The organism is Cryobacterium sp. Hz7, assembly GCF_004402815.1.
Classification (GTDB): Bacteria; Actinomycetota; Actinomycetes; order Actinomycetales; family Microbacteriaceae; genus Cryobacterium; species Cryobacterium sandaracinum.
The window spans coordinates 1-24,182 of sequence record NZ_SOFB01000056.1 but is presented as its reverse complement, the minus strand read 5'-3'; the positions used below and the strand labels follow the sequence as shown (position 1 = coordinate 24,182).

24 protein-coding genes and 1 pseudogene are annotated in these 24,182 nt (G+C 66.7%); 12 read left to right on the top strand and 13 right to left on the bottom strand.

Going from position 1 to position 24,182, the window contains the following annotated elements:
- Positions 1 to 44: 44 nt before the first annotated feature.
- Entirely contained in the window at positions 45 to 1,343 is a 1,299-nt protein-coding gene (locus tag E3N86_RS14345; RefSeq protein WP_134512205.1) for a PLP-dependent aspartate aminotransferase family protein, read from the top strand.
- A gap of 89 nt (positions 1,344 to 1,432) precedes the next feature.
- On the opposite strand, the gene E3N86_RS14340 is transcribed toward E3N86_RS14345, so the two are convergent.
- A complete protein-coding gene (locus tag E3N86_RS14340; RefSeq protein ID WP_104102145.1) occupies positions 1,433 to 3,247 on the bottom strand; it encodes a DEAD/DEAH box helicase in 1,815 nt (604 codons plus the stop codon).
- Positions 3,248 to 3,303: 56 nt separating this feature from the next.
- Between E3N86_RS14340 and E3N86_RS14335 the strand changes: the two genes are divergently transcribed.
- A complete protein-coding gene (locus E3N86_RS14335; RefSeq protein WP_134512204.1) occupies positions 3,304 to 4,092 on the top strand; it encodes an SGNH/GDSL hydrolase family protein in 789 nt (262 codons plus the stop codon).
- Between the two features lie 389 nt (positions 4,093 to 4,481).
- On the opposite strand, the gene E3N86_RS14330 is transcribed toward E3N86_RS14335, so the two are convergent.
- Entirely contained in the window at positions 4,482 to 5,714 is a 1,233-nt protein-coding gene (locus E3N86_RS14330; RefSeq protein ID WP_134512203.1) for a D-alanyl-D-alanine carboxypeptidase family protein, read from the bottom strand.
- 26 nt (positions 5,715 to 5,740) lie between these two features.
- Positions 5,741 to 6,544, bottom strand: coding sequence for an RNA methyltransferase (locus E3N86_RS14325; protein WP_104102152.1), 804 nt, complete (start codon positions 6,542 to 6,544; stop codon positions 5,741 to 5,743).
- A gap of 101 nt (positions 6,545 to 6,645) precedes the next feature.
- On the opposite strand from E3N86_RS14325, the gene E3N86_RS14320 reads away from it, so the two are divergent.
- Positions 6,646 to 7,506, top strand: coding sequence for a Sir2 family NAD-dependent protein deacetylase (locus E3N86_RS14320; RefSeq protein WP_104194042.1), 861 nt, complete (start codon positions 6,646 to 6,648; stop codon positions 7,504 to 7,506).
- Between the two features lie 52 nt (positions 7,507 to 7,558).
- Entirely contained in the window at positions 7,559 to 8,158 is a 600-nt protein-coding gene (locus E3N86_RS14315; protein ID WP_134342867.1) for a histidine phosphatase family protein, read from the top strand.
- Here E3N86_RS14315 and E3N86_RS14310 read toward each other — a convergent pair.
- On the bottom strand, positions 8,146 to 9,282 hold the full coding sequence (locus tag E3N86_RS14310) for a glycosyltransferase family 1 protein (protein WP_104102160.1): 1,137 nt from the start codon (positions 9,280 to 9,282) through the stop codon (positions 8,146 to 8,148). The genes E3N86_RS14315 and E3N86_RS14310 overlap by 13 nt on opposite strands.
- Entirely contained in the window at positions 9,279 to 10,178 is a 900-nt protein-coding gene (locus tag E3N86_RS14305) for an alpha/beta fold hydrolase (RefSeq protein WP_134342865.1), read from the bottom strand. The genes E3N86_RS14310 and E3N86_RS14305 overlap by 4 nt, the downstream gene beginning before the upstream one ends.
- A 405-nt stretch (positions 10,179 to 10,583) precedes the next feature.
- Here E3N86_RS14305 and E3N86_RS14300 point away from each other — a divergent pair, with 405 nt between their 5' ends.
- The gene (locus E3N86_RS14300) at positions 10,584 to 11,270 is read left to right on the top strand and encodes a 3'-5' exonuclease (protein WP_104102165.1); all 687 of its coding nucleotides are present in this window, start codon (positions 10,584 to 10,586) and stop codon (positions 11,268 to 11,270) included.
- A gap of 114 nt (positions 11,271 to 11,384) precedes the next feature.
- Here E3N86_RS14300 and E3N86_RS14295 read toward each other — a convergent pair whose 3' ends face one another.
- The 3 genes from E3N86_RS14295 to glgA all read right to left on the bottom strand — a co-directional run bounded on the left by E3N86_RS14295 (position 11,385) and on the right by glgA (position 13,846).
- Positions 11,385 to 11,636, bottom strand: a complete 252-nt coding sequence (locus tag E3N86_RS14295; RefSeq protein ID WP_104102169.1) for a type B 50S ribosomal protein L31 — start codon at positions 11,634 to 11,636, stop codon at positions 11,385 to 11,387.
- Positions 11,637 to 11,785: 149 nt separating this feature from the next.
- The gene (locus E3N86_RS14290; protein WP_104102172.1) at positions 11,786 to 12,568 is read right to left on the bottom strand and encodes an ABC transporter ATP-binding protein; all 783 of its coding nucleotides are present in this window, start codon (positions 12,566 to 12,568) and stop codon (positions 11,786 to 11,788) included.
- 96 nt (positions 12,569 to 12,664) lie between these two features.
- A complete protein-coding gene (glgA, locus tag E3N86_RS14285; RefSeq protein WP_134401624.1) occupies positions 12,665 to 13,846 on the bottom strand; it encodes a glycogen synthase in 1,182 nt (393 codons plus the stop codon).
- Between the two features lie 80 nt (positions 13,847 to 13,926).
- On the opposite strand from glgA, the gene glgC reads away from it, so the two are divergent.
- Positions 13,927 to 15,171 carry a glucose-1-phosphate adenylyltransferase gene (glgC, locus tag E3N86_RS14280; RefSeq protein WP_104102176.1) on the top strand — a complete coding sequence of 415 codons (1,245 nt, stop codon included), beginning with the start codon at positions 13,927 to 13,929 and terminating at the stop codon, positions 15,169 to 15,171.
- A complete protein-coding gene (gene serB, locus E3N86_RS14275; protein WP_134512202.1) occupies positions 15,168 to 15,815 on the top strand; it encodes a phosphoserine phosphatase SerB in 648 nt (215 codons plus the stop codon). Before glgC ends, serB begins: the two co-directional genes overlap by 4 nt.
- On the opposite strand, the gene fabG is transcribed toward serB, so the two are convergent.
- Positions 15,812 to 16,522, bottom strand: a complete 711-nt coding sequence (gene fabG, locus E3N86_RS14270) for a 3-oxoacyl-ACP reductase FabG (RefSeq protein WP_104102181.1) — start codon at positions 16,520 to 16,522, stop codon at positions 15,812 to 15,814. The two genes, serB and fabG, sit on opposite strands and share 4 nt — an antisense overlap.
- A gap of 129 nt (positions 16,523 to 16,651) precedes the next feature.
- On the opposite strand from fabG, the gene E3N86_RS14265 reads away from it, so the two are divergent.
- Genes E3N86_RS14265 through E3N86_RS14255 form a run of 3 tightly spaced genes read left to right on the top strand, consistent with a single transcriptional unit; the run spans position 16,652 to position 18,038 of the window.
- Entirely contained in the window at positions 16,652 to 16,957 is a 306-nt protein-coding gene (locus tag E3N86_RS14265; protein ID WP_241986084.1) for a DUF3099 domain-containing protein, read from the top strand.
- Positions 16,954 to 17,202, top strand: a complete 249-nt coding sequence (locus tag E3N86_RS14260; protein ID WP_104102184.1) for a hypothetical protein — start codon at positions 16,954 to 16,956, stop codon at positions 17,200 to 17,202. Before E3N86_RS14265 ends, E3N86_RS14260 begins: the two co-directional genes overlap by 4 nt.
- Positions 17,199 to 18,038: an SURF1 family protein gene (locus tag E3N86_RS14255; RefSeq protein WP_134512201.1), complete on the top strand. Its 840-nt coding sequence runs from the start codon at positions 17,199 to 17,201 to the stop codon at positions 18,036 to 18,038. The genes E3N86_RS14260 and E3N86_RS14255 overlap by 4 nt, the downstream gene beginning before the upstream one ends.
- Before the next feature lie 79 nt (positions 18,039 to 18,117).
- On the opposite strand, the gene E3N86_RS14250 is transcribed toward E3N86_RS14255, so the two are convergent.
- Entirely contained in the window at positions 18,118 to 19,716 is a 1,599-nt protein-coding gene (locus E3N86_RS14250) for an ABC-F family ATP-binding cassette domain-containing protein (RefSeq protein ID WP_104102190.1), read from the bottom strand.
- A gap of 59 nt (positions 19,717 to 19,775) precedes the next feature.
- Positions 19,776 to 20,426 carry a TetR/AcrR family transcriptional regulator gene (locus tag E3N86_RS14245; protein ID WP_134512200.1) on the bottom strand — a complete coding sequence of 217 codons (651 nt, stop codon included), beginning with the start codon at positions 20,424 to 20,426 and terminating at the stop codon, positions 19,776 to 19,778.
- Positions 20,427 to 20,810: 384 nt separating this feature from the next.
- Here E3N86_RS14245 and E3N86_RS17520 point away from each other — a divergent pair, with 384 nt between their 5' ends.
- Together E3N86_RS17520 and E3N86_RS14235 are read left to right on the top strand one after the other, a co-directional pair.
- Positions 20,811 to 21,134: an OsmC family protein gene (locus tag E3N86_RS17520; RefSeq protein WP_241986163.1), complete on the top strand. Its 324-nt coding sequence runs from the start codon at positions 20,811 to 20,813 to the stop codon at positions 21,132 to 21,134.
- Between the two features lie 840 nt (positions 21,135 to 21,974).
- Complete coding sequence (locus E3N86_RS14235; protein ID WP_241986161.1) at positions 21,975 to 23,654, top strand: molybdopterin-dependent oxidoreductase; 1,680 nt, start codon at positions 21,975 to 21,977, stop codon at positions 23,652 to 23,654.
- 60 nt (positions 23,655 to 23,714) lie between these two features.
- Here E3N86_RS14235 and E3N86_RS14230 read toward each other — a convergent pair whose 3' ends face one another.
- Together E3N86_RS14230 and sufC are read right to left on the bottom strand one after the other, a co-directional pair.
- Positions 23,715 to 24,044, bottom strand: a complete 330-nt coding sequence (locus tag E3N86_RS14230) for a metal-sulfur cluster assembly factor (RefSeq protein ID WP_134512198.1) — start codon at positions 24,042 to 24,044, stop codon at positions 23,715 to 23,717.
- A gap of 4 nt (positions 24,045 to 24,048) precedes the next feature.
- Positions 24,049 to 24,182: pseudogene (sufC, locus tag E3N86_RS17515) on the bottom strand (Fe-S cluster assembly ATPase SufC); the annotation flags it as partial.

The following is a 24,182-nucleotide window of genomic DNA, read 5'->3' as shown; positions in this document are numbered from 1 at the left end:
CAAGGATGATTGCGCCGTGCGGCAGAATCTGTTTGTGTCTGTGCATGACGCCAACGCTTCCGCTGCCGCCCCTGCCTCCCCGCGGACCTGCCCTGCGGCCATCGGCCCCGCACCCGGACACGGTTGCCGTGCAGGGCGGGATGGCCGGGCTGACAGCGGCCGGTTCGCATGTGCCCGTGATCGACCTCTCCACGACCAATCCGCTGGCGGGAGTCGAGAGCGGCGGGGACTCCTACGAGAACCTCGCCACCGGAGGTACGATCCGCGAGGGCGATTCCGCGGTGTACCAGCGACTCTGGCAGCCCGGAGTCGCCCGGTTCGAAACGGCGCTGTCGGCCCTGGAGGACACCGAGGGCACCGTCGCCTTCGCGAGCGGGATGGCCGCGCTGGCGGCCGTGCTGATCGCATCCGTGGCCGGCGGCACGCCCCACGTGGTGGCCCTCCGGCCGATCTACGGCGGTACCGACCATGTGCTCGCCACCGGGCTGCTCGGTACGACTGTGTCGTGGGTCGATCCCGACGGGGTTGCCCAGGCAATCCGGCCGGACACCGGGCTGGTCATTCTGGAGTCCCCAGCGAACCCGACGCTGGCGCTGACCGACATCCGTGCCGTGGTCGCGGCGGCCGGCAGCGTGCCGGTGCTGGTCGACAACACGTTCGCCACCCCGGTGCTTCAGCGCCCGGTCGATTCGGGCGCCACGTTGGTGCTGCACAGTGCGACCAAATTCCTGGGCGGCCACGGAGATGTGATGGGCGGCACGGTCTCCGGCCCCGAGCACTGGATGGTGCGCCTGCGCCAGGTGCGGGCCCTGACCGGCGGTGTGCTGCATCCGTTCGCCGCGTATCTGCTGCACCGGGGGCTGCGCACGCTGCCGGTGCGTGTGCGCGCCCAACAAGCAACCGCCGGCGCCGTCGCGGAGCGCCTCGCGGGTCACCCCGCACTGGCCCGGGTACTATACCCAGGGCTGCCCGGGCAGGACCCGCTGGGGCTTTTGGGCCGTCAGGCGAACGGGGCCGGGTCTATCATCGCCCTCGACCTCGCGGGTGGTTTCGATGCGGCCGTGCGCTTCACCGAGGCTTGCACGCTGATCACGCACGCGGTCTCCCTCGGCGGCGTGGACTCGCTCGTGCAGCATCCGGCCTCCCTGACCCACCGCCCGGTCGAGGCCGGCGCCCGGCCCGGTGCCGGGATCGTGCGCCTTTCGATCGGCCTCGAGCACGTCGACGACCTGCTCGCCGACATCCTCGCCGCCTTGGACGTAGTGACGGACGTCACTCCCGACGGGGCGAAGGTCGTGGTGCCGAACACCGCGGCCGCCGAACCCCAGGACGCCGTCGCCTGAGAGGCCGATTCGGTCGAGAGTAGCCGTTCAGCGGGTCGCTCCCGCCCGGAACGGGCACCCGCGACGCTCAGATGCGGTTCCGCCGCGGGTCAGCTGCGGCCGAGGCGGCGGCGGAGCAGGTCGATCCGTTTTTGCAACTGGGTGACGCTGGCCTGTGCGACGGCGGGCCCGCCGCACTCGCGCCGGAGTTCGGCGTGCACCATGCCGTGGGGTTCGCCGGCGAGCTTCGACCACATGCCCACCAGGCTCGCCAGCAGCGTGCGCTGCTCCTTGAGCGTGCGATAGAGCGGTGGCGGGTCCACCGGGGCGACCTCGCCGGTGACGGGATCCTTGCGCCGGTCGGTGGAGCGCTTGGCTTGCCGGTGCTGGCGCTGACGCAGCAGCTCGGAGACCTGCTCAGGCTCGAGCAGACCGGGGATGCCAATGAAGTCGAACTCCTCGTCGGTGCCCGGTTCCGCCAGCTCGCCGAACTCGTCGCCGTTGAACATCACCATGTCGAAGGTGGCCTGGGAATCGATGGCCTGCCAGGTGAATTCCTCGCCGAGGTCGTCGGAGGCCTTCTCCGACTTGTTGGCGTCGGCGACCATGGCGTCTTCGGGGTTGTACATGCCGTCGTCGCCGTCGTCGCGGTTGCTGCGGTCGAGGGCGTGGTCGCGCTCCAGCTCGAGCGCGTTGGCCAGGCTGAGCAGGCTGGGCACATTGGGCAGGAAGATGGACGCCGTCTCACCGCGGCGCCGGGCCCGCACGAACCGGCCGATGGCCTGCGCGAAGAAAAGCGGTGTGGAGGCGCTGGTCGCGTAGACGCCCACGGCCAGGCGCGGCACGTCGACCCCCTCCGACACCATCCGCACGGCCACCATCCAGCGCGAGGTGTTGTGCGCGAACTCGTCGATCCGGTCGCTCGACTCCTTCTCATCGGAGAGTACGACGGTCACCGACTCCCCCGATATCTCCTGCAGGATGGCCGCGTACGCGCGCGCCATGGTCTGGTCGGTGGCGATGACGAGGCCACCAGCATCCGGGATGCCGTGGCGCACCTGGGTGAGGCGCAAATCGGCGGCGCGCAGCACTGCGGGGATCCACTGCCCGGTGGGTTCCAGGGCGGTGCGCCAGGCCTGGGAGGTGATGTCCTTGGTGTTACCCTCGCCGAGTTTGGCTTCCATCTCGTCGCCGGCGCGGGTGCGCCACTTCATATGCCCGGCGTAGACCATGAACATGACCGGGCGCACGACGCCATCTTCGAGGGCCCGGCCATACCCGTAGTTGTAGTCGCTCTGGGACAGACGGATGCCGTGCTCGTCGGGCAGGTAACTCACGAACGGGATCGGCGAGGTGTCAGATCGGAACGGGGTGCCGGTGAGCGAGAGGCGTCGGGTGGCCGGCTCGAACGCCTCCCGGATTGCGTCACCCCAGCTCAGCGCGTCCCCGCCGTGGTGCACCTCGTCCAGGATTACAAGGGTGCGGTTGGACTGGGTCAGCTGCCGGTGCAGCGCCGCCCGGCTGGCCACCTGGGCGTAGGTGACGGCAACGCCGTGGTAGTGGTTGCCGTAGCGACCGTTGGCGTTCTTGAAGTTGGGGTCGAGCCGGATGCCCGCCCGCGCCGCGGCATCCGCCCACTGGCGCTTGAGGTGCTCGGTGGGCGCGACCACCGTGATGCTGTCGATCAGTCGGCGGGCCTTCAGCTCGGCGGCGAGCCGCAGAGCGAAGGTGGTCTTGCCGGCGCCCGGTGTCGCCGCGGCGAGGAAATCACGTGGCTGGTGCACGAAATACGCTTCCAGCGCTTCCGCCTGCCAGGCCCGCAATTTGCCGGCCGTGCCCCACGCGGCACGCTCCGGGAACGAAGGCGAGAGATGCTCGGCTGCACTCGTCCCCTGGGCAGGACCGAAAGGGGGTGGAGTATTCACGTCATACGAACTTACCCGGTGAACGGACTGCCGTGATGCGGGGGGAGAATGGAGCAATGACGACGCCGATGCATCCGTGGTCCCGATATGTCGCCCTCGGGGACTCCTTCACCGAGGGGGTGGGTGATCCCGAGCCGACGAGTCCGGGTGGGAACCGGGGCTGGTCGGACCGGGTCGCCGAGGTGCTCAGCCAGGGCACACCGGACTTCGCCTACGCGAACCTCGCCGTGCGGGGCAAGCTGATCCGCCAGATCAGCGTGGAACAGGTGGAGACGGCGCTTGCGCTGCATCCGGATCTGATCACCTTCTCCGGGGGCGGCAACGACGTACTCCGGCCGGGATCCGACCCCGACCTCATCGCCGCCCGGGTCGAGGAGCAGGTGCTCCGGCTGAGTCGCAATAACGCCACCATCGTGCTGTTCACGGGCGCCGATGTGGGCTTCTCCCCCGTTTTCCGTGGTATTAGGGGCAAGATCGCGATCTATAACGAGAACCTGCGCGCGGTCGCGACGAAGTATGACTGTGTCGTCGCCGACCTCTGGTCGCTGACCGAGATTCAAGATGCCGGCATGTGGTCTGCGGACCGGCTGCACCTGAACGCCCTCGGCCACCATACCGTCGCCCGGATGGTGCTTTCCGATCTCAACGTGCCCAATGCCCTCGAACCCCGGAAGCCCGAGCCAATGCCAGGGCGCACCTTCCGGGAGGCCCGCACGGAGGACATGCAGTGGGCGCGGGAGTACCTGTTGCCATGGGTTCTGCGCCGTATCCGGCACCAGTCCTCCGGCGACCACGTGCTGCCCAAGCGCCCAGATGCCCGGCCGTTCAGCCAGCCCAGGCACTAGACCGGCTCGGCGGCGGCGAGCCCGCGCCGCCCTTCGTCCGGCCGACGGTGTCCGGTCACCAGCGTCCGGTCACCAGCGTCCGGTGTCGAACCAATTCGACGGAGATTCTGGGGAAAATGCGGGTTTCCGATTGATTACGGCCGCGTTTGTGAAAAAACTCCGTCGAATTCGTTCGGGCAACGGGGCTACGGGGCGGAGCGCGAAAGGTGGGCCCGAACCCGACAGGCGCTGCTTCGGATCCGGCCGGAAATGTGGCTAACTCAGGAGATCCGACCGGCTGGGGCGGGCATCGTCACCGGTTCGGCACTGGTCCGCAGTGGCCGGTGAGTGCAGGCGACGGATGTCCTGAGTCGGCCACACGCGCGGGCTCGGCCCGGCCTCACGTGCGACTAGCCCGCGGCCAGCTCGGCCGGGTGGGTGAAGCGCCAGGCGGCACCCGGGTCGGTCAGCTCGCGCTCGAGCACCAGCGGCACGCTCACCGTGGTCTCCCCCACCTGGAAGTCGATCGCACCGGCCGAGTCGCCGACCTCCCCGAGGGTGACCGGGCGCGCCGCCGGAACGGCCGTGATGGGCGTGTCCGACCAGACCACGGCGGATGCCGCCTCCGCGGCGACCGCCCGACTCTTCTGCCCCCACTGGGTGGCGTAAGTCGCGTAGGCGGCACCCTTGTCGGCCAGGCTTACCGCGCGGAAACCGGGTTCGACGCTGTCGAGCAGGTCCACGATCGACGCATTCAGCTCGGGATGAGTGTCGCCGCCGAGCATGACGCCGACCAGGGTGATGGTCTCGCCGCCGACCGTGAAGTCGGCCGAATACAGGAGGCAGGCGCCTGCCTCGTCCGTGGTTCCGGTCTTCATCCCGGTGACACCGTTGGAGCCGAGGAGCTTGTTGGTGTTGGTGACCGTGCCGACGGTCGGCAGGTCGGACGTCTCCATGGACACGATCTCGGCCAGGACGGAGTCGGCCAAAACAAGCTTGCCGATCTTGACCAGGTCGCCCGGGCTGCTCACGCTGGCCGGCGACAGCCCACTGGTGTCGGCCACCGCGGTGTCGGTCAGACCGTTCGCGGCCAGCCAGGTTTCGGCCTCCGCCAGGTAGGCATCCACGGAACCGAATGCCCAGATCGCCAGTGAAATGCTGTAGTTATTCGCGGAGGGCAGGAGCATGGCCTCGAAGGCCTCACGCTGGCTGAGCACCATGCCGGCGGACACGGGCGCGACCGAGCCGTCCTCGGCCAGCACGTCGTAGTAGATGTCGACGTCGTCGTCGGTGAACCGGATGTCCGGGCCGGGCTCGTTCAGGCTCAGGGGTTTCTCCTCGAGCAGCACGAGTGCGGTGACCATCTTCGTGATGCTCGCGATCGGCATCGATTCCTGGTCGCCGGTGGAACCGAGCAGCCCCGGGTAGCCGACCGCACCGATGGCGCCCGCACCGGCATCCGGCCAGATCAGCTCGGCGGCCGGCTGAGTGAGCGCGGCCGGTTCGATCAGTTCGACGGCCGCGGCCGGCACCGGGGCCAGCCCCGTGCCGGCCAGGTAGCCGACCCCGCCCAGGGTGAGAACCAGTGCCGCCGCGAAGGCAACCCGACGGCGAAGGAACGTTTGGCGTCGGGTCAGTGGCATCCGACGACTCTACCAAGCGCCCGCGTTCAGACGCGCAGAGCGTACAGCGCGACGGCGCTGGCCGAGGCCACATTGAGCGAGTCGACGCCGTGGAGCATGGGGATCGTCACGACGGTGTCGGCGGCCGAGAGAGCCTGGGTGCTGAGCCCATCGCCCTCGGCGCCGAGAATCAGGGCCAGCCGTTCCGGCGCGTTCCCGGCGAACTGCGGGAGGCTGACAGCGTCGTCGGACAGTGCCAGGGCCGCGAGGTGAAAACCGGCCCCGTGCAGCATCGGGGCGGCCTCGCTCCATTCCGGCAGTCGGGTCCACGGCACCTGAAGCACCGTGCCCATGCTCACCCGCACACTGCGCCGGTAGAGCGGGTCTGCGCAGCGCGGCGTGATCAGGACGGCGTCCGCGCCGAGACCGGCGACCGAGCGGAAAATGGCGCCCACGTTGGTATGGTCCACGATGTCCTCGAGGATCACAATGCGCCGCGCGTCCCGGATCACTTCGTGCACCGGCGCCAGATCCGGACGGTGCATCGCCGCCAGCGCACCGCGGTGCAGGTTGTAGCCGGTGAGCCGTTCGAGAACGGATGCCGCGCCGACGTACACGGGCACGTCCGGCCAGTCCGCGAGCAGCGGCAGCACGTCGGGCAGCCACTGCTGCTGCAGTAGCACGGACCGCGGGCGGTGGCCGGCCGCGAGGGCTCGGGTGATGACTTTGCTGGACTCGGCGATGTACAGCCCGCCGGCCGGTTCGGAGACACGGCGGAGCGCGACATCTGTCAAGCGCGAGTAGTCGGCGAGACCGGGCAGGTCAAGGTTTTCGATGGGGACGATCTGCACAGCGGGACGCCTTTCACGGGGATGATCCGTCCAGCCTGCCAGTTCCCTCCCCCAGTCGAAAACCGGCGAGTTTAGACTCGGTGTACACAGGATGGAGCTCCATGACCACCGAAACGCTTCCGGTCGCCGTCGGCGCCGCTGCCGCCGCTCTGGATGCCGTGGCCGAGGTGCTCCGCGGTCGCCACATCGCGGTGCTGACCGGAGCCGGTCTGAGCACCGATTCCGGCATTCCCGATTACCGTGGGAAGGGTGCCCCCGTGCGCACCCCGATGAACTTTCAGACCTTCGTCGGCGACGAGCGGGCGCGCAAGCGTTATTGGGCCGGCAGCCACCTCGGCTGGCACCGGTTCCGCTCTGCGGAGCCCAACCTCGGGCACCGGTCCCTCGCCCGGCTGGAGCAGAGCGGACTGATCAGCGGGGTCATCACGCAGAACGTGGACGGCCTGCACACCCGCGCCGGGTCGCGGCACGTCGTGGACCTGCACGGGTCGTTGGACCTCGTCGTCTGCCTGGACTGCGGTCAGGCATTCGGCCGCGACAGTGTGGCCGCGCGCCTCGAAGCGGCCAACCCGACACTGATGACACCGGGCGACGTGCGCACAGCCCCCGACGGCGATGCGGAGGTGTCCGACATCGACGGTTTCACCATTCCCGACTGCACGGTCTGCGGCGGTATGCTCAAGCCCAACGTCGTCTTCTTCGGCGAGCTGGTGCCGACGGTGAAGTTCACCGAGGCCACGGCGCTCGTCACCGGTGCGGAGGCCCTGGTCATCGCCGGCTCGTCCCTGTTTGTGAACTCGGGCATCCGTCTGCTGGAACAGGCCCGGCGCCGCAAGCTGCCGATCGTCGTGATCAACCGCGGCGAGACCAAGGGCGACGGCCGGGCACTGCTCAAGCTGGAGGCGGGCACGTCGGAGTCGCTGGCGGGGCTGGCCGACCGCCTCGCCGGCGCACCGGCGTGAAACAGGCCCGGTCCACCACCACCCCCACCCCCGCGACAACGGAAACGGCAGGATGACCAGACTTTCGATCGTGCGGCACGGACAGACCGAGTGGAACCTGCACACGCGGATCCAGGGCAGCACAGACATCCCCCTCAACTCGACCGGCCGGGCGCAGGCCGCCGAGGCAGGCCTGAGGTTGAGATCCCGGCGCTGGGACACCATCGTGACGAGCCCTCTGGACCGTGCCCACGAGACGGCCCGGATCATCGCCGGCGAGCTCGGCTTGCCGAGCCCGGAGGTCATCCCGGAGCTCACCGAGCGCCATCACGGCCAGATCGAGGGACTCACGTTCGCCGAACGACAGCGTCGCTTTCCCGACGACGTGCCCGTTCCCGGCCTCGAGACGCGCCAGGAGGTGCTCGACCGGGTGCTGCCGGCCTTCGGGCTGCTGGCCGCCGCGCGCCCCGGACAGTCTGTGCTGGTCGTCTGTCACGGCGGGGTGATCGGAACCCTGCTGCGCCATAGCACGGCCGGGGAACGGCCGCGCCAGAACGAGATCATCGCCAACGGCTCGGTGCACGACTTCGTCTGGCGGGACGGTCGGCTGGGGCTGACGCATTTCGACGCCACCCTGCGCGGCCGAGCCGAGAACACGCACTACACAGGCTGAACCGGCTGCTCCGCGTCGATGCCGGGGCCCGTAGCCGTCTCGGTCCGCGTGCCGGAGTCATCCGCGGTATCGGTGCCGGTGAGCAGTTCCAGGAGCCGCCGGGCCGAATCGCGCCAGGTGAAGCGTTCCGCCTCGATGACGGAGGCTGTGGAGCGGGCCGCCCACTCCCCCGCGCCCAGCCGCCGCACGGCCAGGGCGAGCGCGTCGGTGCTGGCCGGGTCGAAGTAGAGCGCAGCGTCGCCGCCGATCTCGCGAAAGATCGGGATGTCGCTCACCACGACGGGGATGCCGAGGCTCATCGCCTCGACGAGCGGGATGCCGAAGCCCTCGTCCAGAGACGCCGTGACCAGCGCGGTCGCGGAGCCCAGCACCCGCAGGTACTCCTCGTCGGTGACGCCGTTGTGGAACACCAGCGTCGCCTGCGGCGCCAGGGCGGTCAGGCGTTCCCGTTCCTGGTCGCTCACCTGGCTCATCAGGTGGAGCTCATGGCCCGGTAGTTCCGCGGCTGCGCGCACCAGAGTGTCCACGTTCTTGTACGGCATGAACGAGCCCATGTAGACCAGGCGACCCGTTTCCGCAGCGGCACGTCCGGCGGGCGGCGTCGACCGCGTGTCGGCGGCGTTGTGGATGACCGTGACCGGCCGCCGCGTCAGACGGTTGTCCCGGATCAGGTCCCGGGTAGTCTCGGAGACGGTGACGACGCCGTCGGCCCGGTTCAGGAGCATCCGCTGCGGCCACCACGATAGGTGATACAGCCGCCAAATCAGGCGCAGCAAACCGGGCAGGTCCCGCGGCGGGGTGCGATTGCGGTAGTAGATCAGGTCGTGCACGGTGAGGAGCAGCCGGTACTTCCGGCCCCAGGATCCCATCGTCTGCATCGGAGAGAACACGACGTCGGGCTTCAGCTGGTTGATCTGGAGGGCGATGAACGGCTCCCGGATGCTGGTTGGGGCACTCACGAGCTGCCAGGGCAGATCCGGAAGCAGGTCGAGCTGCCGGTGGTCATTGATCAGCATGGTGACCGGGTGGAGCTTGCCCAATTCCGTGACCAGCCCGGCCGTGTACCGGCTGATGCCGTCGTGCCGGTCGAATCGGGTGTAGCGGCAATCGAACACGATTCTCACTTCGTCTCCCTTTCGCCGAGGAAGCGGCGCAGGGCGTCCGCCGCCTGCGCCGGCACCTCGTAGTGGATCAGGTGGCCGACGTCGGGGATAACCTGCAGGGTGGCATCGGGAAACAGCTTCTGCAGCCGGTATTGCGCTGCGACCGGCGTGATGTCGTCTTTCTCCGCCGCGATCAGCAGCGTGCGCTGCGGGATGCGACCGGCGAACTCGCTGACGTCGGAGCCGACCGATGCGGTGAAGGCTTCCAGCACAACCCGGCGATCCGCGAAGGCGGAGAAGTAGCGGTCGTGCTGGTTGTGGATCCAACGGCGCAGCTCGGGGTCCCCCGTCTTCGCCATGGTCACGCTCATCACGCGGACGATGACGCGGTTGCGCAGCAGGGCAAAGCCGAGCCGTTCGGGCAGCCGCGCGGCCACCCGGTAGTAGAACACCGCCAAGCGGGTGAGGATGCCGCGCGGCCCGGCCAGGGCAGGTGCGGCGATGGGGTTCACCAGAACCACGTCGTCGGCGTGCAGTCCCCCTGCGACGGATGCCGCGACGATGATCGACCCGAACGAGTGCCCGAGCACCACCCTGCGCCCGGTCAGACCCAGAGCTGCCACGAACTCGGCCAGCCACCGGCCGTAGCCCGCGATGTCGTGTCGGCACCCCTGGAGCACGCCGGACTCGCCGAAACCGGGAAGGTCCGGTGAGATCATGCGGAATCCAGGAAGCTGGGCGACCACGGGCTCCAAGCCGTGGTGGTCGCCGCGGAAGCCGTGCACCATCACGATGGTGGTGTGCGCGGTTGGATCGCCGTACTCCCAATACCGCGTTTCGCTGCCCAGCACCGGGACGTCCCGGACCCTGACAGGGATCCGGACGAGCTGCGAATCGTAGGGCGAAGGAACATTCATCGTCCCAAGTTTAGGGCGGCCGACGGCTATCGCCGGACGCCCTCGGGCGGGAGGGAACGCAATGAGCTTCACCGCCCCGATCAAGCGTCACCCGGGACCCGCGCTGGTACCGCCGCGCCGTGTCCTCCGAGCTGATGGTGCGCTCCTTCGGAGACCGCAACGGCGACGGGACCGGTGACTACGCCGGACGCATCTCCACAGAGACACGGAGAACTCGAACTGGGCCCTCGACTCCGTGCGGCGCCGGTTCCACGACCACCGCTTCTTCTTGAACCAGCCGGACCTCAACTGCTATTCCCACAACCCGATCGCCTTTCGGATCGAAGACTCGGTGCTGGCCGGCCTGCCAGCGGGCCGACGCCCGAGGCGCCCGGGGATGACGGTGGTCGGCCCTAGGCTTTCCCCATGAGCAACTGGAGTGACACCCTCGCCGTTTTCGACCTTGAGACGACCGGCATCGACGTGGAGACGAGCCGCATTGTGTCGGCCACCGTCGCGATCATCGATGTGACCGGGGAGGTGCTCGAACGCGTGGACTGGCTCCTGGATCCCGGAATCGAGATCCCGGCCCAGGCCACCACCGTGCACGGCATCACGACCGAGCATGCCGCCGCGAACGGCCGGGTCGCCGCCGACGGGGTGGCCGAGATCGTCGCGACGATCCGGGAGCACCTCGCCCGGGGTCTTCCTCTGGTGGCGTACAACGCGCCCTACGACCTCACCCTGCTCAACCGCGAGTCGATTCGCTACGGGGTTGCCCCGCTGGTCTCACCGTCGCCGGTGGTCGACCCGCTCGTCATCGACAAGGCCCTCGACCGGTACCGCAAGGGCAAGCGCACCCTTGCAGTGACCAGTGCGTTCTACGGTGTGCCCCTCGATGACGCGCACGACTCCGGGGCGGATGCGATCGCGGCCGGCCGAGTAGCCCAGGCCATCGCCCGGGCGCATCTGAAGACCCTGCCGGTCACAGTCGGCGAGCTGCACCTGCTCCAGGCACAGTGGTCCGTGCAGCAGGCGGAAAGCTTCCAGGCCTACATGCGCCGCGAACGCGACCCCGCGTTCGTCGCGGCGGGCGGCTGGCCCGAACGCTGACCCGGCAGCACCCGAGCGACAGCGACACCAGACCCAGAGCAGCAACATCGAAAGGGCGGCCAGCCGAAGCTGGTCGCCCTTTCGATGTGCAGGATGCCGCGGTATGGCGCGGTTCTACTTGCCGAAGCCCTTGTAACGCGAGTTGAACTTCTCGACGCGGCCGGCGGAGTCCATGATCCGCTGCTTGCCGGTGTAGAACGGGTGCGACTCCGACGAGATCTCAACGTCGATGACCGGGTACGTGGTTCCGTCGGTCCACTCGATGGTCTTGGAGCTGGAGACCGTCGAACGGGTAAGGAACGTCGCACCCGACGCGAGGTCGCGGAAAACCACGGGAGCGTACGTGGGGTGAATGTCAGACTTCATGAAGACTTCCTTATTGCTGTTCGATTGGTGAGTTGCGCTTCGATTAGCGAGTACAGACTCGCCAGGTGCGGCAGAAAAAACCGTGCGGCCCAAGGACCGACTGTCGAGTTTAGCAGAATCCACTGGCTGTGACCGCCATCCGGTGGCGGTCAGATCGCGCGGGCGCTGAAACGTCCGTCGGTCTCGTGCAACTCGATGGACAGACCGAACGCCTCGGTCAGTGACTCCGCGGTCAGCGCGTCGGCGATGGGCCCGGCGCTGACGATGCGGCCGTTGGACAGGAGCAGGACGTGCGTGAAGCCGAGGGGGATTTCCTCGACGTGGTGGGTGACCATGATGATCGCCGGCGACCCCGACTCGCTCGCGTAGCCGCCGAGGAGCTGCAGCAGTTCCTCGCGCGCGCCGAGGTCGAGGCTGGCGGCCGGCTCATCCAGAAGCAGAACCTCGGGGTCGGTCATGATGGACCGCGCGATCTGCACCCGCTTCTGCTCGCCGTCGCTCAGCGTGCCGAACTTACGGTCGGACAGAGTATCGAGCTTCCACTCGCCCAGCACCCGCTGGGCGCGGCGCTCATCGATGGCTTCGTACTCTTCGGTCCAGCGCCCCGTGACGGAGTACGCGGCCGTCATCACCACATCGAGGACCTTCTCGTTCGCGGGGACCCGGCGGGCCATCGCCGTCGAGGCGAACCCGATCCGCGGCCGCAGCTCGAAGAGGTCGGTGCGTCCGATCGGTTCGTCAAGAACCACGGCACTTCCGCTCGACGGGTGGATGAGGGCGGCGGCAATCTGAAGCAGCGTGGTCTTGCCGGCGCCGTTCGGGCCCAGGATCACCCAGCGCTGGTCGTCATCAACACTCCAGTTCACTGAGTCGAGGATGGGTGTGCCATCTCGGACGACGGAGACGTCGGTGAAGTGGAGAACGTTGACCATAAAGCCATGTTATCTGCCGCCGCCGATGCCCAGACACGCGAAACGGGTGCCGGGCATTCCTGCAGCACCCGTTTGGGCGGTTAGTCGGAGCCCGACTCAGAGTAGTGAGGCGTAGATCTCCCGGGTGCGGGTGGCGATTTGGGTCCAGCTGAACATCTGCTCGGCCCTGACCCGGCCGGCTCGGCCCATCGCGGCGGCGTTGGCCGGGTCGGCGAGGACCTCGATCAGGGTGCGCGACAGGTCTGAGACGAAAAGGTCGGCATCGATGGGAGTTCCGGTTCCGTCGGTGGCCTGGTCGATGGGCACGAGCCGGCCGGTCACGCCGTCGGCGACCACCTCGGGGATGCCCCCGGTGGCCGTCCCGACGACCGGCAGCCCGCAGGCCATAGCCTCCAGATTGACGATGCCGAGCGGTTCGTAGACCGACGGACAAACGAAGACGGTGCCGGCAGTGAGCACGGCGGCCAGGTCGTGCTGCGACAGGAGGCGATCGATCCAGACCACGCCGGAGCGTTCGCGCTGGAGGGCCTCGACCCCGGCCGTGACCTCGGCCAGGATGCCCGGGGTGTCGGGGGCGCCGGCGCAGAGCACCAGCTGCACCTCCGGTGGCAGCAGGGCTGCCGCGCGGAGCAGGTAGGGAAGCCCCTTCTGCCGGGTGATGCGGCCCACGAAGACCACTGCCGGTCGGTCCGGGTCGATGCCCAGTGCCCGCACGGTGTCCCGGTCGTCCGTGGGCTTCCACCGTTCGAGGTCGATGCCGTTGTAGACGACGTGCACCCGAGCAGCGTCAAGTGCTGGATAGCTGCGCAGGATGTCGCGGCGCATCCCACCGCTGACGGCGATGACGGCATCCGCGGCTTCGAAGGCAGTGCGTTCGATCCAGCTGGAGACCCGGTAGCCTCCGCCGAGCTGCTCGGCCTTCCACGGGCGGAGCGGCTCGAGGCTGTGCGCGGTCACAACGTGCGGAATCCCGTGCAGGAGCTTCGCGAGATGACCGGCGCCGTTGGCGTACCAGGTGTGGGAGTGCACGATGTCGGCGCCCTGCACGTCCTGCGCCATCTGGAGGTCGACGCCGAGCGTGGCCAGCGTCGCATTCGCGCCGGCCAGTTCCGCCGGCACCTCATACGCGTGGGTGTCGACGGCATCGCGGAGCGCGCCGAAACATCGCACGGAGACGTCGATGTCGGTGCGAAGGGCCTTCACAAGCTCCGCCACATGCACGCCTGCTCCGCCATAAATCTCCGGGGGGTATTCCTTGGTCAAAAGATCCACTCGCATGAGGCAAAGCTAGCGCAGGCTGGCCGGAGGCACACCCACTCGTGCTGGATCGACGTGACGAATGGCCCTACTGTAAAGACATGCAGTCAAAGAAGATCTTTGGAATCGTGCTCGCCGGCGGAGAAGGAAAACGGCTCATGCCGTTGACGGAGGACCGTGCGAAACCGGCCGTTCCTTTCGGGGGTCATTACCGGCTGATCGACTTCGCGCTGTCGAATTTGATCAATTCGGGCCTCACCCAGATCGTGGTTCTCACCCAGTACAAGTCCCACAGCCTTGACCGCCACGTCTCCCAGACCTGGCACGTTTCTGGTGGCCTGTTCAACTCTTATATCGCATCGGTGCCGGCGCAGCAGCGCCTCGGCAAGCGCTGGTTCAGCGGATCCGCGGACGCGATCCTGCAGAGCCTCAACCTGATCCATGACGAGAAGCCCGACATCGTCGTCGTCGTCGGAGCCGACCACGTCTACCGGATGGACTTCAGCCAGATGATCGAGGCTCACATCGCCTCCGGAGCCGCCGCAACCGTCGCGGCCATCCGTCAGCCGATCGGTCTGGCCGACCAGTTCGGCGTCATCGAGGTCGACGCGGCGACGCCGGACCGCATCCGTGATTTCCGCGAGAAGCCGAAGGATGCCGTCGGCCTCGCCGATGCCCCGCACGAGGTCTTCGCGTCCATGGGCAACTACGTTTTCAACACGGAGGCGCTGATCGAGGCCGTCCTGCGCGACGGCGAACGCGCCGACTCGAGCCACGACATGGGTGGCGACATCATTCCCGACTTCGTGTCCCGCGGTGAGGCCGGCGTCTACGACCTCAAGCTCAATGACGTCCCCGGATCCACCGACCGCGACTGCGACTACTGGCGCGACGTGGGTACCATCGACTCCTTCTTCGAGGCACACCAGGACCTGATCAGCGCACTGCCCGTTTTCAACCTCTACAACCAGAAGTGGCCCATCTTCAGCCAGCAGCTCAACTCTCCGCCGGCGAAGTTCGTCCGGGACGGACGCGGCTTCCTCGGCACCATGATCGACTCGATCGTTTCCCTCGGCTGCGTCATTTCGGGAGCGCACATCGAACGCAGCGTTCTCGGCCCCTGGGCCGCCATCGATTCCGGCGCCCAGGTGGTGGACTCGATCGTTTTCGACCGGGTGCAGATCAAACCGGGTGCGACCGTGCGTCGGGCGATTCTGGACAAGGACGTGGTGGTCGCCGCCGGAGCGGAAGTCGGCATTGATCGTGAGCGGGACCGCGCACGGGGCTTCAGCGTCACCGAGTCCGGCATCACCGTCGTCGGCAAGGGAGTCCACGTCCACCCGTGACCGAGTTCGTTCGTTTCCTCGTCGTCCTGGACGCCGATTCCACCCTGATCGAAGACGAGGTCATTGAGCTGCTCGCGGATGCGGCCGGCTCGCTGGCCCTCGTCGCCGAGGTGACCGAGCAGGCCATGCGCGGCGAGATCGATTTCGCGCAGAGTCTACGGCTCCGGGTCAAGACTCTGGCCGGACTGTCCACGGATGTTTTCGCGGAGGTCGGGCGGCTCGTCCGCCCGACTCCCGGGGTGCAGGAACTCATCGACGGCCTGCACGCCCGGGGCAGCAGAATCGGGGTGGTATCGGGCGGCTTCCACGAGGTGCTCGACCCGCTCGCTGCCGCCTTCGGCCTCGATCACTGGCGGGCGAACCGGCTGGAGGTGGCCGACGGTCGCCTCACCGGCGGCCTGGTCGGACCCGTCATCGACGCCGCCGCCAAGGCCGCGGCCTTGCGGGAGTGGGCCGCCCTCGAGGGCGTAGCCCTGCCCCAGACCGTCGCCGTCGGCGACGGAGCAAACGACCTCTCGATGATGCGGGCAGCCGGTCTGGGCATCGCTTTCAACGCGCAACCGATCGTGAGGGCGCAGGCGGACCTGGCCCTGGATACCCGCGACCTGAGCCAGGTCCTGCCGATACTCGGTCTGCGCGGTTAGTGCCCCATCCCCAGTCCTCCGTCGACGGGGATGACCGCGCCGGAGATGTACCCGGCGTCGTCCCCGGCAAGCCAGGTGACAACCCGAGCCACCTCGACCGGAGTTGCGAATCGTCCCGCCGGGATGCTGCGCTTGTAGTCGGCCTGCTGCGACTCGGAGAGTTTTGCGGTCATATCGGTTTCGATGAAACCCGGTGCGACGACGTTGGCCGTGATGCCCCTCCCGCCCAGCTCACGGGTCACCGAACGGGCGAGGCCGATCAGACCGCTCTTCGAGGCCGAGTAGTTGACCTGTCCCGCGGAGCCGTACAGGCCGACCACGCTGGAAATCAGCACGATGCGGCCGAACCGGGCCTTGAGCATCCCCTTGGACGCACGCTTCACGACTCGGAAGGCGCCGCTGAGGTTGGTGTCGATGACCGAGGTGAAGTCGTCTTCGCTCATGCGCATCAGCAGCATGTCCCTTGTGATGCCCGCGTTGGCGACAACCACCTCGACGGGGCCGAGCGCCGCCTCGATCTCGGTGAACGCGGCGTCGATGGATGCGGCGTCCGTCACATCCGCGCGCACCGTCAGGCTGCCGCTGGGGCCGTCCCCGGAACGGGCGGTGACCGCGACGCGGTGTCCCTGCCTGATGAACTCCTCCGCGATAGAGAATCCGATGCCGCGGTTTCCACCGGTGACAAGGACAGTTCTGCCAGTCGTCATGCTGGGTCCAATCTCTTTTTCTCAGCGAACGAACAGCCGTACGCACGTATTTTCCAGTTTAGGGCGTCTACGTTTGAGCTCGACGAGACGTAGAATTCACAGGGAGAACTTCCCCGACTGACCGAATCGATGGCATCCATGAAGCAGCAGTCGATCACCTCGCTTCCCCCCTCACCCGAGGAGTTGCGTCGTGCCCGGATGATCAAATACTCGATCGCCATGGGCATCCGGATGGTCTGCATCGTGCTGATGCTCTTCGTCCAGGGCTGGTGGCTGCTCGTCTGCGCCATCGGCGCGATCGCCCTTCCCTACTTCGCGGTCGTCTTTGCGAACGTTCAGGGCAGCGCCGAGGCGTCCACGGTCGTCCGACCGGGAGCCGTGCAGGTGTTCCGGGCGCCGCCTCGCGGACCGGACAATGACGAGAGCGGAACGTGATCGGCCTCGGCGCCGATCTCGAAACGACGAACTGCTCGCGCGCCGGCTGTCGTGAGAACGCCGACTGGCGGTTGGACTGGCGCAATCCCCGTATTCACGCTCAAGACCGCGTGAAAACCTGGCTGGCCTGCGACCTTCACGTCGATTACCTTCGCGATTTCCTGGCCAGCCGAGACTTCCCATTAGCCGTCTCGCCTCTGCCGGTCTCCCTTGAGGCTGTAGAGCCGGAAGCCGGGCCGGCGTGATCGGCTGGAAGTTTGCGTTCACCCGGCGCTGGGCCGGATACCTTGCGCTGACCATCCTCTTCGCGGCCGTCTGCTCCGGGCTCGGTCTCTGGCAGCTCGCGCGCCGCTCCGACGCCCTCTCCGAAATGGACAAAGTGGAGACCAACTATGCGGCGGACCCGGTTCCCTTGGCCGAGGCTCTGCCAGGTCTGGACGCGTTCTCCGCGTCTCAGAAGTGGCTGCCCGTTGTCATGACCGGCACGTATTTGACGGACGACGAGCTGATCGTGCGCAACCGCCCGCTCAATATCAACCCGGGTTTCGAGGTTCTCACTCCCCTGCTACTCGCCGACGGCTCGGTCTTCATCGTGAACCGGGGCTGGTTGCCGACCGGGCAGACCCCCGACGCCCCGGCATCCGTGCCAACCGCCCCCTCGGGGGTTGTCACCGTCACCGCCCGGCTCAAGGCCGGTGAGCCTTCGTTGGCCGGGAGATCGGCCACGGGCGACCAGATCGCGACGATCAACCTCGACGAGGTGTCCACCCGGCTGGACCTTCCGACGTACACCGGCGCGTACGGGCTGATGGCTTCCGAGGAACCGACGCCGGACGAACGTCCCGTGGCGGTCACCCGCCCGGTTAAAGACGAGGGGCCTCACCTGTCCTACGCATTCCAATGGTTCGTGTTCGCCCTGATGGGCTTCGTCGGTCTGGGTTGGGCTATCCGGCAAGAGTACCGAGCCGTGAACTTCGACGACCCGGACGAGCGCGTTCGCGCCGCCGAGCGTGCCCGCCGTCAGGCTGCCAAACCGCGCAGCGACTCGGAGATCGAGGACGAGCTCATCGACGGCAGATGATTGGCAGGTCAGAGGGGCACGGAGACACGAATGTCCGGGCCAGTAGGCCCGGGAAGTGTGCTGTGCGCAGGAAGGGTGATCAGGCGAGCATGATCAGATCAAGGTAGTCCTTGTTCCAGTGATCCTCAGTGCCATCGGGCATGATCAACACGCGCTCGGGGTTCAGCGCCTCGACAGCGCCCTCGTCGTGGCTCACGAGGACGACAGCCCCGGCATAGTGCGCCAGGGCGTCAAGGATTTCCTCGCGGCTGGCCGGGTCGAGGTTGTTAGTCGGTTCATCGAGCAGCAGAACATTGGCGCCCGACACCACGATCATGGCCAGGGCCAGCCGGGTCTTCTCGCCACCGGACAGAACCCCGGCCGGCTTGTGCGAGTCGTCGCCGGTGAAGAGGAACGAGCCCAGAACCCGGCGGGCCTCCATCTCAGTGATGTTGGGCGAGGAGGACACCATATTCTCTAGCACGCTGCGCTTGACGTCGATCGTCTCGTGCTCTTGCGCGTAGTAGCCGATCCGCAGGCCGTGGCCGGGCACGATCTCTCCGGTGTCCGGCTTATCCACGCCCGCGAGCATGCGCAGCAGTGTGGTCTTGCCCGCACCATTGAGGCCGAGGATGACCACTTTCGAGCCGCGGTCGATGGCCAGATCCACGGCCGCGAAGATCTCCAGCGAGCCGTAGCTCTTAGAGAGGTCGGTGGCCATCAGCGGGGTGCGCCCACACGGGGCGGGCTCGGGGAAGCGCAGTTTGGCGACGCGGTCGACTGCCCGCACGGCGTCCAGTCCGGACAGGAGCTTCTCGGCGCGCGCCACCATCTGGTGGGCGGCGGCAGCCTTGCTCGCCTTGGCGCCGAACTTCGCGGCCTGCAGCTGGAGGGTCGACGCCTTCTTCTCGGCGTTGGCGCGTTCTTTCTTACGACGGTCCGCGTCGGCCACGCGCTGCCGCTGGTAGTTCCTCCAGTTCATGTTGTAGATGTCGATGACCATGCGGTTGGCGTCGAGGTAGAACACCCGGTTCACCGTGTCGCCGACCAGCTCGATGTCGTGGCTGATGATGATGCATCCGCCGCGATAGTTCTTGACGAACTCCCGCAGCCAGACCACGGAGTCGGCGTCGAGGTGGTTGGTGGGCTCGTCGAGGATCATCGTTTCCGCGGCCGAGAACAGGATACGGGCGAGTTCGATGCGGCGGCGCTGTCCGCCGGACAGGGTTCGCAGCTGCTGGTCGAGGATGCGGTCGGGAAGGTTCAGGTTGCTGGCGATCGACGCGGCTTCCGCCTCGGCCGCGTAGCCGCCGAGCGCGTTGAACTCATCCGTGAGGTTGCCGTAGGTGCGCATGGCCTTGGCGCTGGTCTTGGGGTCGTCGCTGCCCATGTCGATACCGGCCTGGGCAAGACCCAGGGAGATCGTGCCGAGGCCACGGGCATCCAGGATTCGGGTCCGAGCGAGCATGTCCGGGTCGCCCGAGCGGGGGTCCTGGGGCAGATAGCCGATCTCACCGGTGCGGTCGATCGAGCCGTTGGTCGGAACTGTCTCACCCGCCAGAGTCTTCGTCAGTGTCGTCTTACCAGCCCCGTTGCGGCCGACCAGGCCGATCTTGTCACCGGCGGAAACGCGGAAACTGACGTCTTCCATGAGCACGCGCGCCCCAACTCGGATTTCGAGATTTTGCACACTCAGCACAGCAACAGTCCGTTCAGGGGAGTCGTAGAATTTTCTGGCCGAAGCGGGCCAACTCTCCACTATATTTGATTGGTTGCGCCTCGGTGTGCGCCGGGAAGCGAAAGTGCCCCCTGGAGCGCCTTCGCCAGCCAGTCCCGGTAAGCGGCATCCGACCAGCCGAGGTCGAGGACCAGAGACCGGTAGGCCTGTGGATGCCCGAGCGCCCACACCGTTGCCGCCGCCTCGTGGTCACTCACTCCCCCGCGCAGGCTGTGCCGTGAGCGCAGCGCGGTCGCGACCTCGCCGTACTGGAGAAGTCGCTGGGCGGAACGCCGCATCTCCAGCTCCGCGATGTCTGCATCGACTCCGGCCGCCTGGGCAATCACGCGGTGCACCCCGGACGTCTGGGCGTTCAGGTCGGCGATCCAGCCGGTCAGGATTCGGACGATCTCGGCGGCCGTGCGCGCTTCGGCGATCTGACTGCGCAGCGGTGGGGGGCCGGCTTCCGGTTCGTGTGCACGTGCGGCCACGCGGTCGAGCACGGCGGAGAGAACGGCGGCTTTGCCACCGACCGAGTTGTAGATGGTCTGCACCGCGACGCCTGCCTCGGCGGCGATCGAGCCGAGAGTGGTGGAAATGTATCCTCGCTCGAGCATCAGCTGGAGCGCGGCCCGCACGATCAAGGTGCGGGTCTCGCGCGACTGAGCCTCGCGGCGGGATTTGATGCTCATCGGGACTTCACCCTTCTCCTTAGAATTTCATTCTACACACTGGAATGAAGTTCTAGTGGGGTGCATTTCGGCCCGGGAACCATGCGGAAGCGCTCGGCCATAACGTTGTGTGACCGGGCGGGGTGCTTTGGCCAGACTGGTCTCCTATGGTTAGACATGACACTCGTGCAGACGCCCGCCGCACTCTCCCCCCGTGCCGAAGATCGTGCTGGCCGCCTCAGCGCCGCCGGAACCGCTTGGAGTGAGCGCATCAGCGCTGACGCGTCGAAATAGAAACTGACCTACCGGGTCACGGCCGCCGGCGAGGGCTCGGTCGCCACCCGCATCACGGCCGGCAAGCATGTCTTCCCCGCCGACGAGCCCGGAACCCTGGCCGGAGACGCTGTGGCAGCCAGCCCGGTCGAGATTGCGCTCGGCGCCCTGCTCTCATGCCAGGTGGTCGTCTACCGCCTCAACGCCCAGGTGCTGGGCATCCAGGTCGACGAGATCGAGATTGCCGCGGAGGGCGACCTCGACGTGCGGAGACCGTTCGGCATAAGCGAGGACGTGCGGGCCGGCTTCTCAGCGATCCGCCTCCACATCACCATCACCGGTCCCGAATCCGATGAGCGCTACCAGGAGCTGCGGGCAACCGTCAACGCGCACTGCCCGGTTCTCGACCTGTTCGCGAACCCCACTCCCGCGTCCGTCATCGTCACGAAGGCGTAGCCGCATCCGATGCCGACCGGTGGTCAGGCCTGTCGCGTCCCGCGGCGCACCGTGTGGAAGCTGGCGCACGATAGGCCATCCGCCGGCTTCCACGACGTGCGCCGTGAAGCAGTCACCCACTCGTCTCGCGGCGAACAGGGCGGAGGCCTACCGTCGGCTGCAGCTGCAGCCGCAGCGGTCGCTGCACGAATGTGAGGAGGTCGACGATGGACCACGAATCAGCCGCACCACCCCCAACCGAACCCGGACGGGTCTCCCCCGTCCGGCTCAGATGAGGAACAGGAAACCATCAGCCCTGCGGGCGACATATTCGAGGAGGGTGAGACCGACGTCTGGCCGCACCCGTCCCTGATCGATTTGGAGAATTGGGAGCCGTCTGAGTTGGCGTCGTCCGCTGAGACGGGCGCTCGGGAAATGGGCACGGATGAGAATACATCGGACGAGTGACCAGGATCGGATCACCGCCCAGGACACGTCGAAGGGGCGCCGGCCAGATGGCCGGTGCCCCTTCGACGTGAGTGGATCAGGAGTGGATCAGGAGTGGATCAGGAGTGGATCAAATGAAGAAGCCGAGGGCACGGATCGACTCCTCCGAGGGCTTAACCGGATTAATGCGGAATATATTCCGTTTAATAGGAGGATACTTGCAGGCAGCAAGCAGGAGATGGGCATATCGGTGCTGTAGATCGCACTCCCGACACGGTTGGGGAGGCGTCCTGCTTCTCAAATGGGGACGGTATGGATACAAACTCGATTGATCGAAATATTCCTGCAACAGACATTGGAGCAGGGGGGACGCGGAGAAGTTTTCGGGAGGAACTGGACACGAAGCGGTACCACGTGGTGAATGACCACTGGGCCGGCCGGGTCCCTGCCCAGTACGGCGTTGCCCCGCGGGTGCGGATCGGCACGGACAAGTGGTTCAATCTGCTGTGGTTGATACCCATTGGACTGGTCCTGCTGATCGTGGGGATCGCCCTTGCCAAGGGGCTGCGGGAGATGCCCGCGGTGCAGGACTTCATGAGCCAGTATCCGGGAGCGACTGCACTGCCCGACAACGCCCCGGTCGGGTTCCCGGCGTGGGTCGGTTGGCAGCACTTCCTGAACCTCTTCATGATGATCTTCATCATCCGGTCCGGTGTCAGCATCATGGCGGACCATCCGCGGCTGTACTGGACCCGGCACTCGACACCGGGTAAGGACTGGTTTCGCATGCAGAAGCCGGTGCCGAGCGATCCGCTCTACACGGCGAAGGAGGACTCAATCACCTTGCCCGATGGTGTCGGGCTGCCGGGGCGCCGTCACTCCATCGGTCTCGCACGGTGGTGGCACCTCGGCGTCGATACGGTCTGGCTGCTCAACGGAATCATCTTCTGCGTTCTTATCTTTGCGACGGGGCAGTGGATGCGCGTGGTCCCGCTGAGCTGGGACGTCGTCCCCAACGCCGCGTCGGCCGCCCTTCAGTACCTGTCTTTGAACTGGCCGGCCGAGAGCGGGTGGACCAACTACAACAGTCTGCAGCTGATCGCCTACTTCATCACCATTTTCATTGCGGCACCTCTCGCCCTGGTCACCGGCCTCGGCATGTCCCCCGCACTGTCGACCCGCTTCCGCAAAATCAGCTCGGTGTTCAGCATCCAGGTGGCCCGTTCGCTGCACTTCTTCGTGCTCTGCTGGTTCGTCATGTTCATCGTTGTGCACGTCACCCTGGTGATGACCACAGGGGCCCTGCGCAACCTCAACCACATGTATGCGTCTCAGGACAGTGAATCGTGGGTCGGCATCGGGATCTTCGCGGCTTCGATGGTCGTCGTCATCGGAGGATGGCTCGCAGCCACGCCTTTCACCTATCGGCATCCTCGTGTGGTGCAGAAGGTCGGTTTCGCGCTGATCGGTCGCGCGCAGCGCCTATTTGAACACATCGACGCGAACCCCGGCCAGTACACGGAGAAGGACATTTCACCGTACTTCTGGCATAACGGCAAATACCCGGACTCCGAGGAATACCAGGCGCTTCGAGCGGGCAACTTCGCGGACTACACACTGCGGGTCAACGGGCTCGTCGAGAACCCCGTCGATTTGAACCTCGCACAGTTGCAGGGTCTCCCCCATCACGATCAGATCACCCAGCACTTCTGTATTCAGGGGTGGTCAGGGGTCGCGAAGTGGGGCGGAATCTCAATGCAGACGATCCTGGATCTGGTGCAGCCGAAACCCGAGGCGAAATGGGTCATTTTCTATTCCTTCGCGGCGGGTCCGGACGGTGGCACGTACTACGACGCCCAACCCATCGAGCAGATGAGCTACAAACTGACCATGCTCGCCTATGACCTCAACGGGCAGACCCTATCTTTCGGGCATGGAGCACCGCTTCGGTTGCGCAACGAAACGCAGCTGGGTTTCAAGATGGTGAAGTGGATCAAGGGAATCGAGTTCGTTGAGGACTTCTCTGAGATCGGTGCGGGGTTTGGTGGGTACCACAACGACCATGAGTTCTTCGGCTATCGGCAGTCCATCTAACGCACGCGAAAACCCCGATTTCCGGAGGAGATCGGGGTTTTCGCGTGCGTTAGGGGAAGTTCAGACAGAAAAGCCGAGGGCCCGCATCATGTCGCGGCCGTCGTCTGTAATCTTCTCGGGACCCCACGGCGGCATCCAGACCCAGTTGATGCGGAACTGGTCGACGACGCCGTCCAACGCCTCGGCGGTCTGCTCCTCGAGGACATCGGTCAGCGGGCAGCCGGCCGAGGTCAGGGTCATGTGGATGATCAGGGCATCGTTCTCATCGTCCCAGCCCAGGTCGTAGATGAGCCCGAGGTCGACCACGTTGATACCGAGTTCCGGGTCCATGACGTCTTTGAGCGCCTCTTCGATTTCATCGAAGCGCGCCGGGGGCAGCGTGGAAACCATGCGCCTAACCTACGTTCGATTCGGTGAGAAAGCGATCGTAGCCCTCGTCTTCGAGGCGGTCGGCGAGTTCGGGGCCACCCTGTTCGGCGATCCGGCCGTCGACGAAGACGTGCACGAAGTCCGGCTTGATGTAGCGCA

Excerpts from the sequence above, each read along its gene's own strand:
- E3N86_RS14345 (WP_134512205.1), top strand. The coding sequence starts at position 45 with ATGACGCCAACGCTTCCGCTGCCGCCCCTGCCTCCCCGCGGACCTGCC.
- E3N86_RS14335 (WP_134512204.1), top strand. The coding sequence starts at position 3,304 with ATGACGACGCCGATGCATCCGTGGTCCCGATATGTCGCCCTCGGGGAC.
- E3N86_RS14330 (WP_134512203.1), bottom strand. The coding sequence starts at position 5,714 with ATGCCACTGACCCGACGCCAAACGTTCCTTCGCCGTCGGGTTGCCTTC.
- E3N86_RS14320 (WP_104194042.1), top strand. The coding sequence starts at position 6,646 with ATGACCACCGAAACGCTTCCGGTCGCCGTCGGCGCCGCTGCCGCCGCT.
- E3N86_RS14315 (WP_134342867.1), top strand. The coding sequence starts at position 7,559 with ATGACCAGACTTTCGATCGTGCGGCACGGACAGACCGAGTGGAACCTG.
- E3N86_RS14305 (WP_134342865.1), bottom strand. The coding sequence starts at position 10,178 with ATGAATGTTCCTTCGCCCTACGATTCGCAGCTCGTCCGGATCCCTGTC.
- E3N86_RS14300 (WP_104102165.1), top strand. The coding sequence starts at position 10,584 with ATGAGCAACTGGAGTGACACCCTCGCCGTTTTCGACCTTGAGACGACC.
- E3N86_RS14295 (WP_104102169.1), bottom strand. The coding sequence starts at position 11,636 with ATGAAGTCTGACATTCACCCCACGTACGCTCCCGTGGTTTTCCGCGAC.
- E3N86_RS14290 (WP_104102172.1), bottom strand. The coding sequence starts at position 12,568 with ATGGTCAACGTTCTCCACTTCACCGACGTCTCCGTCGTCCGAGATGGC.
- glgA (WP_134401624.1), bottom strand. The coding sequence starts at position 13,846 with ATGCGAGTGGATCTTTTGACCAAGGAATACCCCCCGGAGATTTATGGC.
- glgC (WP_104102176.1), top strand. The coding sequence starts at position 13,927 with ATGCAGTCAAAGAAGATCTTTGGAATCGTGCTCGCCGGCGGAGAAGGA.
- fabG (WP_104102181.1), bottom strand. The coding sequence starts at position 16,522 with ATGACGACTGGCAGAACTGTCCTTGTCACCGGTGGAAACCGCGGCATC.
- E3N86_RS14265 (WP_241986084.1), top strand. The coding sequence starts at position 16,652 with ATGGCATCCATGAAGCAGCAGTCGATCACCTCGCTTCCCCCCTCACCC.
- E3N86_RS14245 (WP_134512200.1), bottom strand. The coding sequence starts at position 20,426 with ATGAGCATCAAATCCCGCCGCGAGGCTCAGTCGCGCGAGACCCGCACC.
- E3N86_RS14230 (WP_134512198.1), bottom strand. The coding sequence starts at position 24,044 with ATGGTTTCCACGCTGCCCCCGGCGCGCTTCGATGAAATCGAAGAGGCG.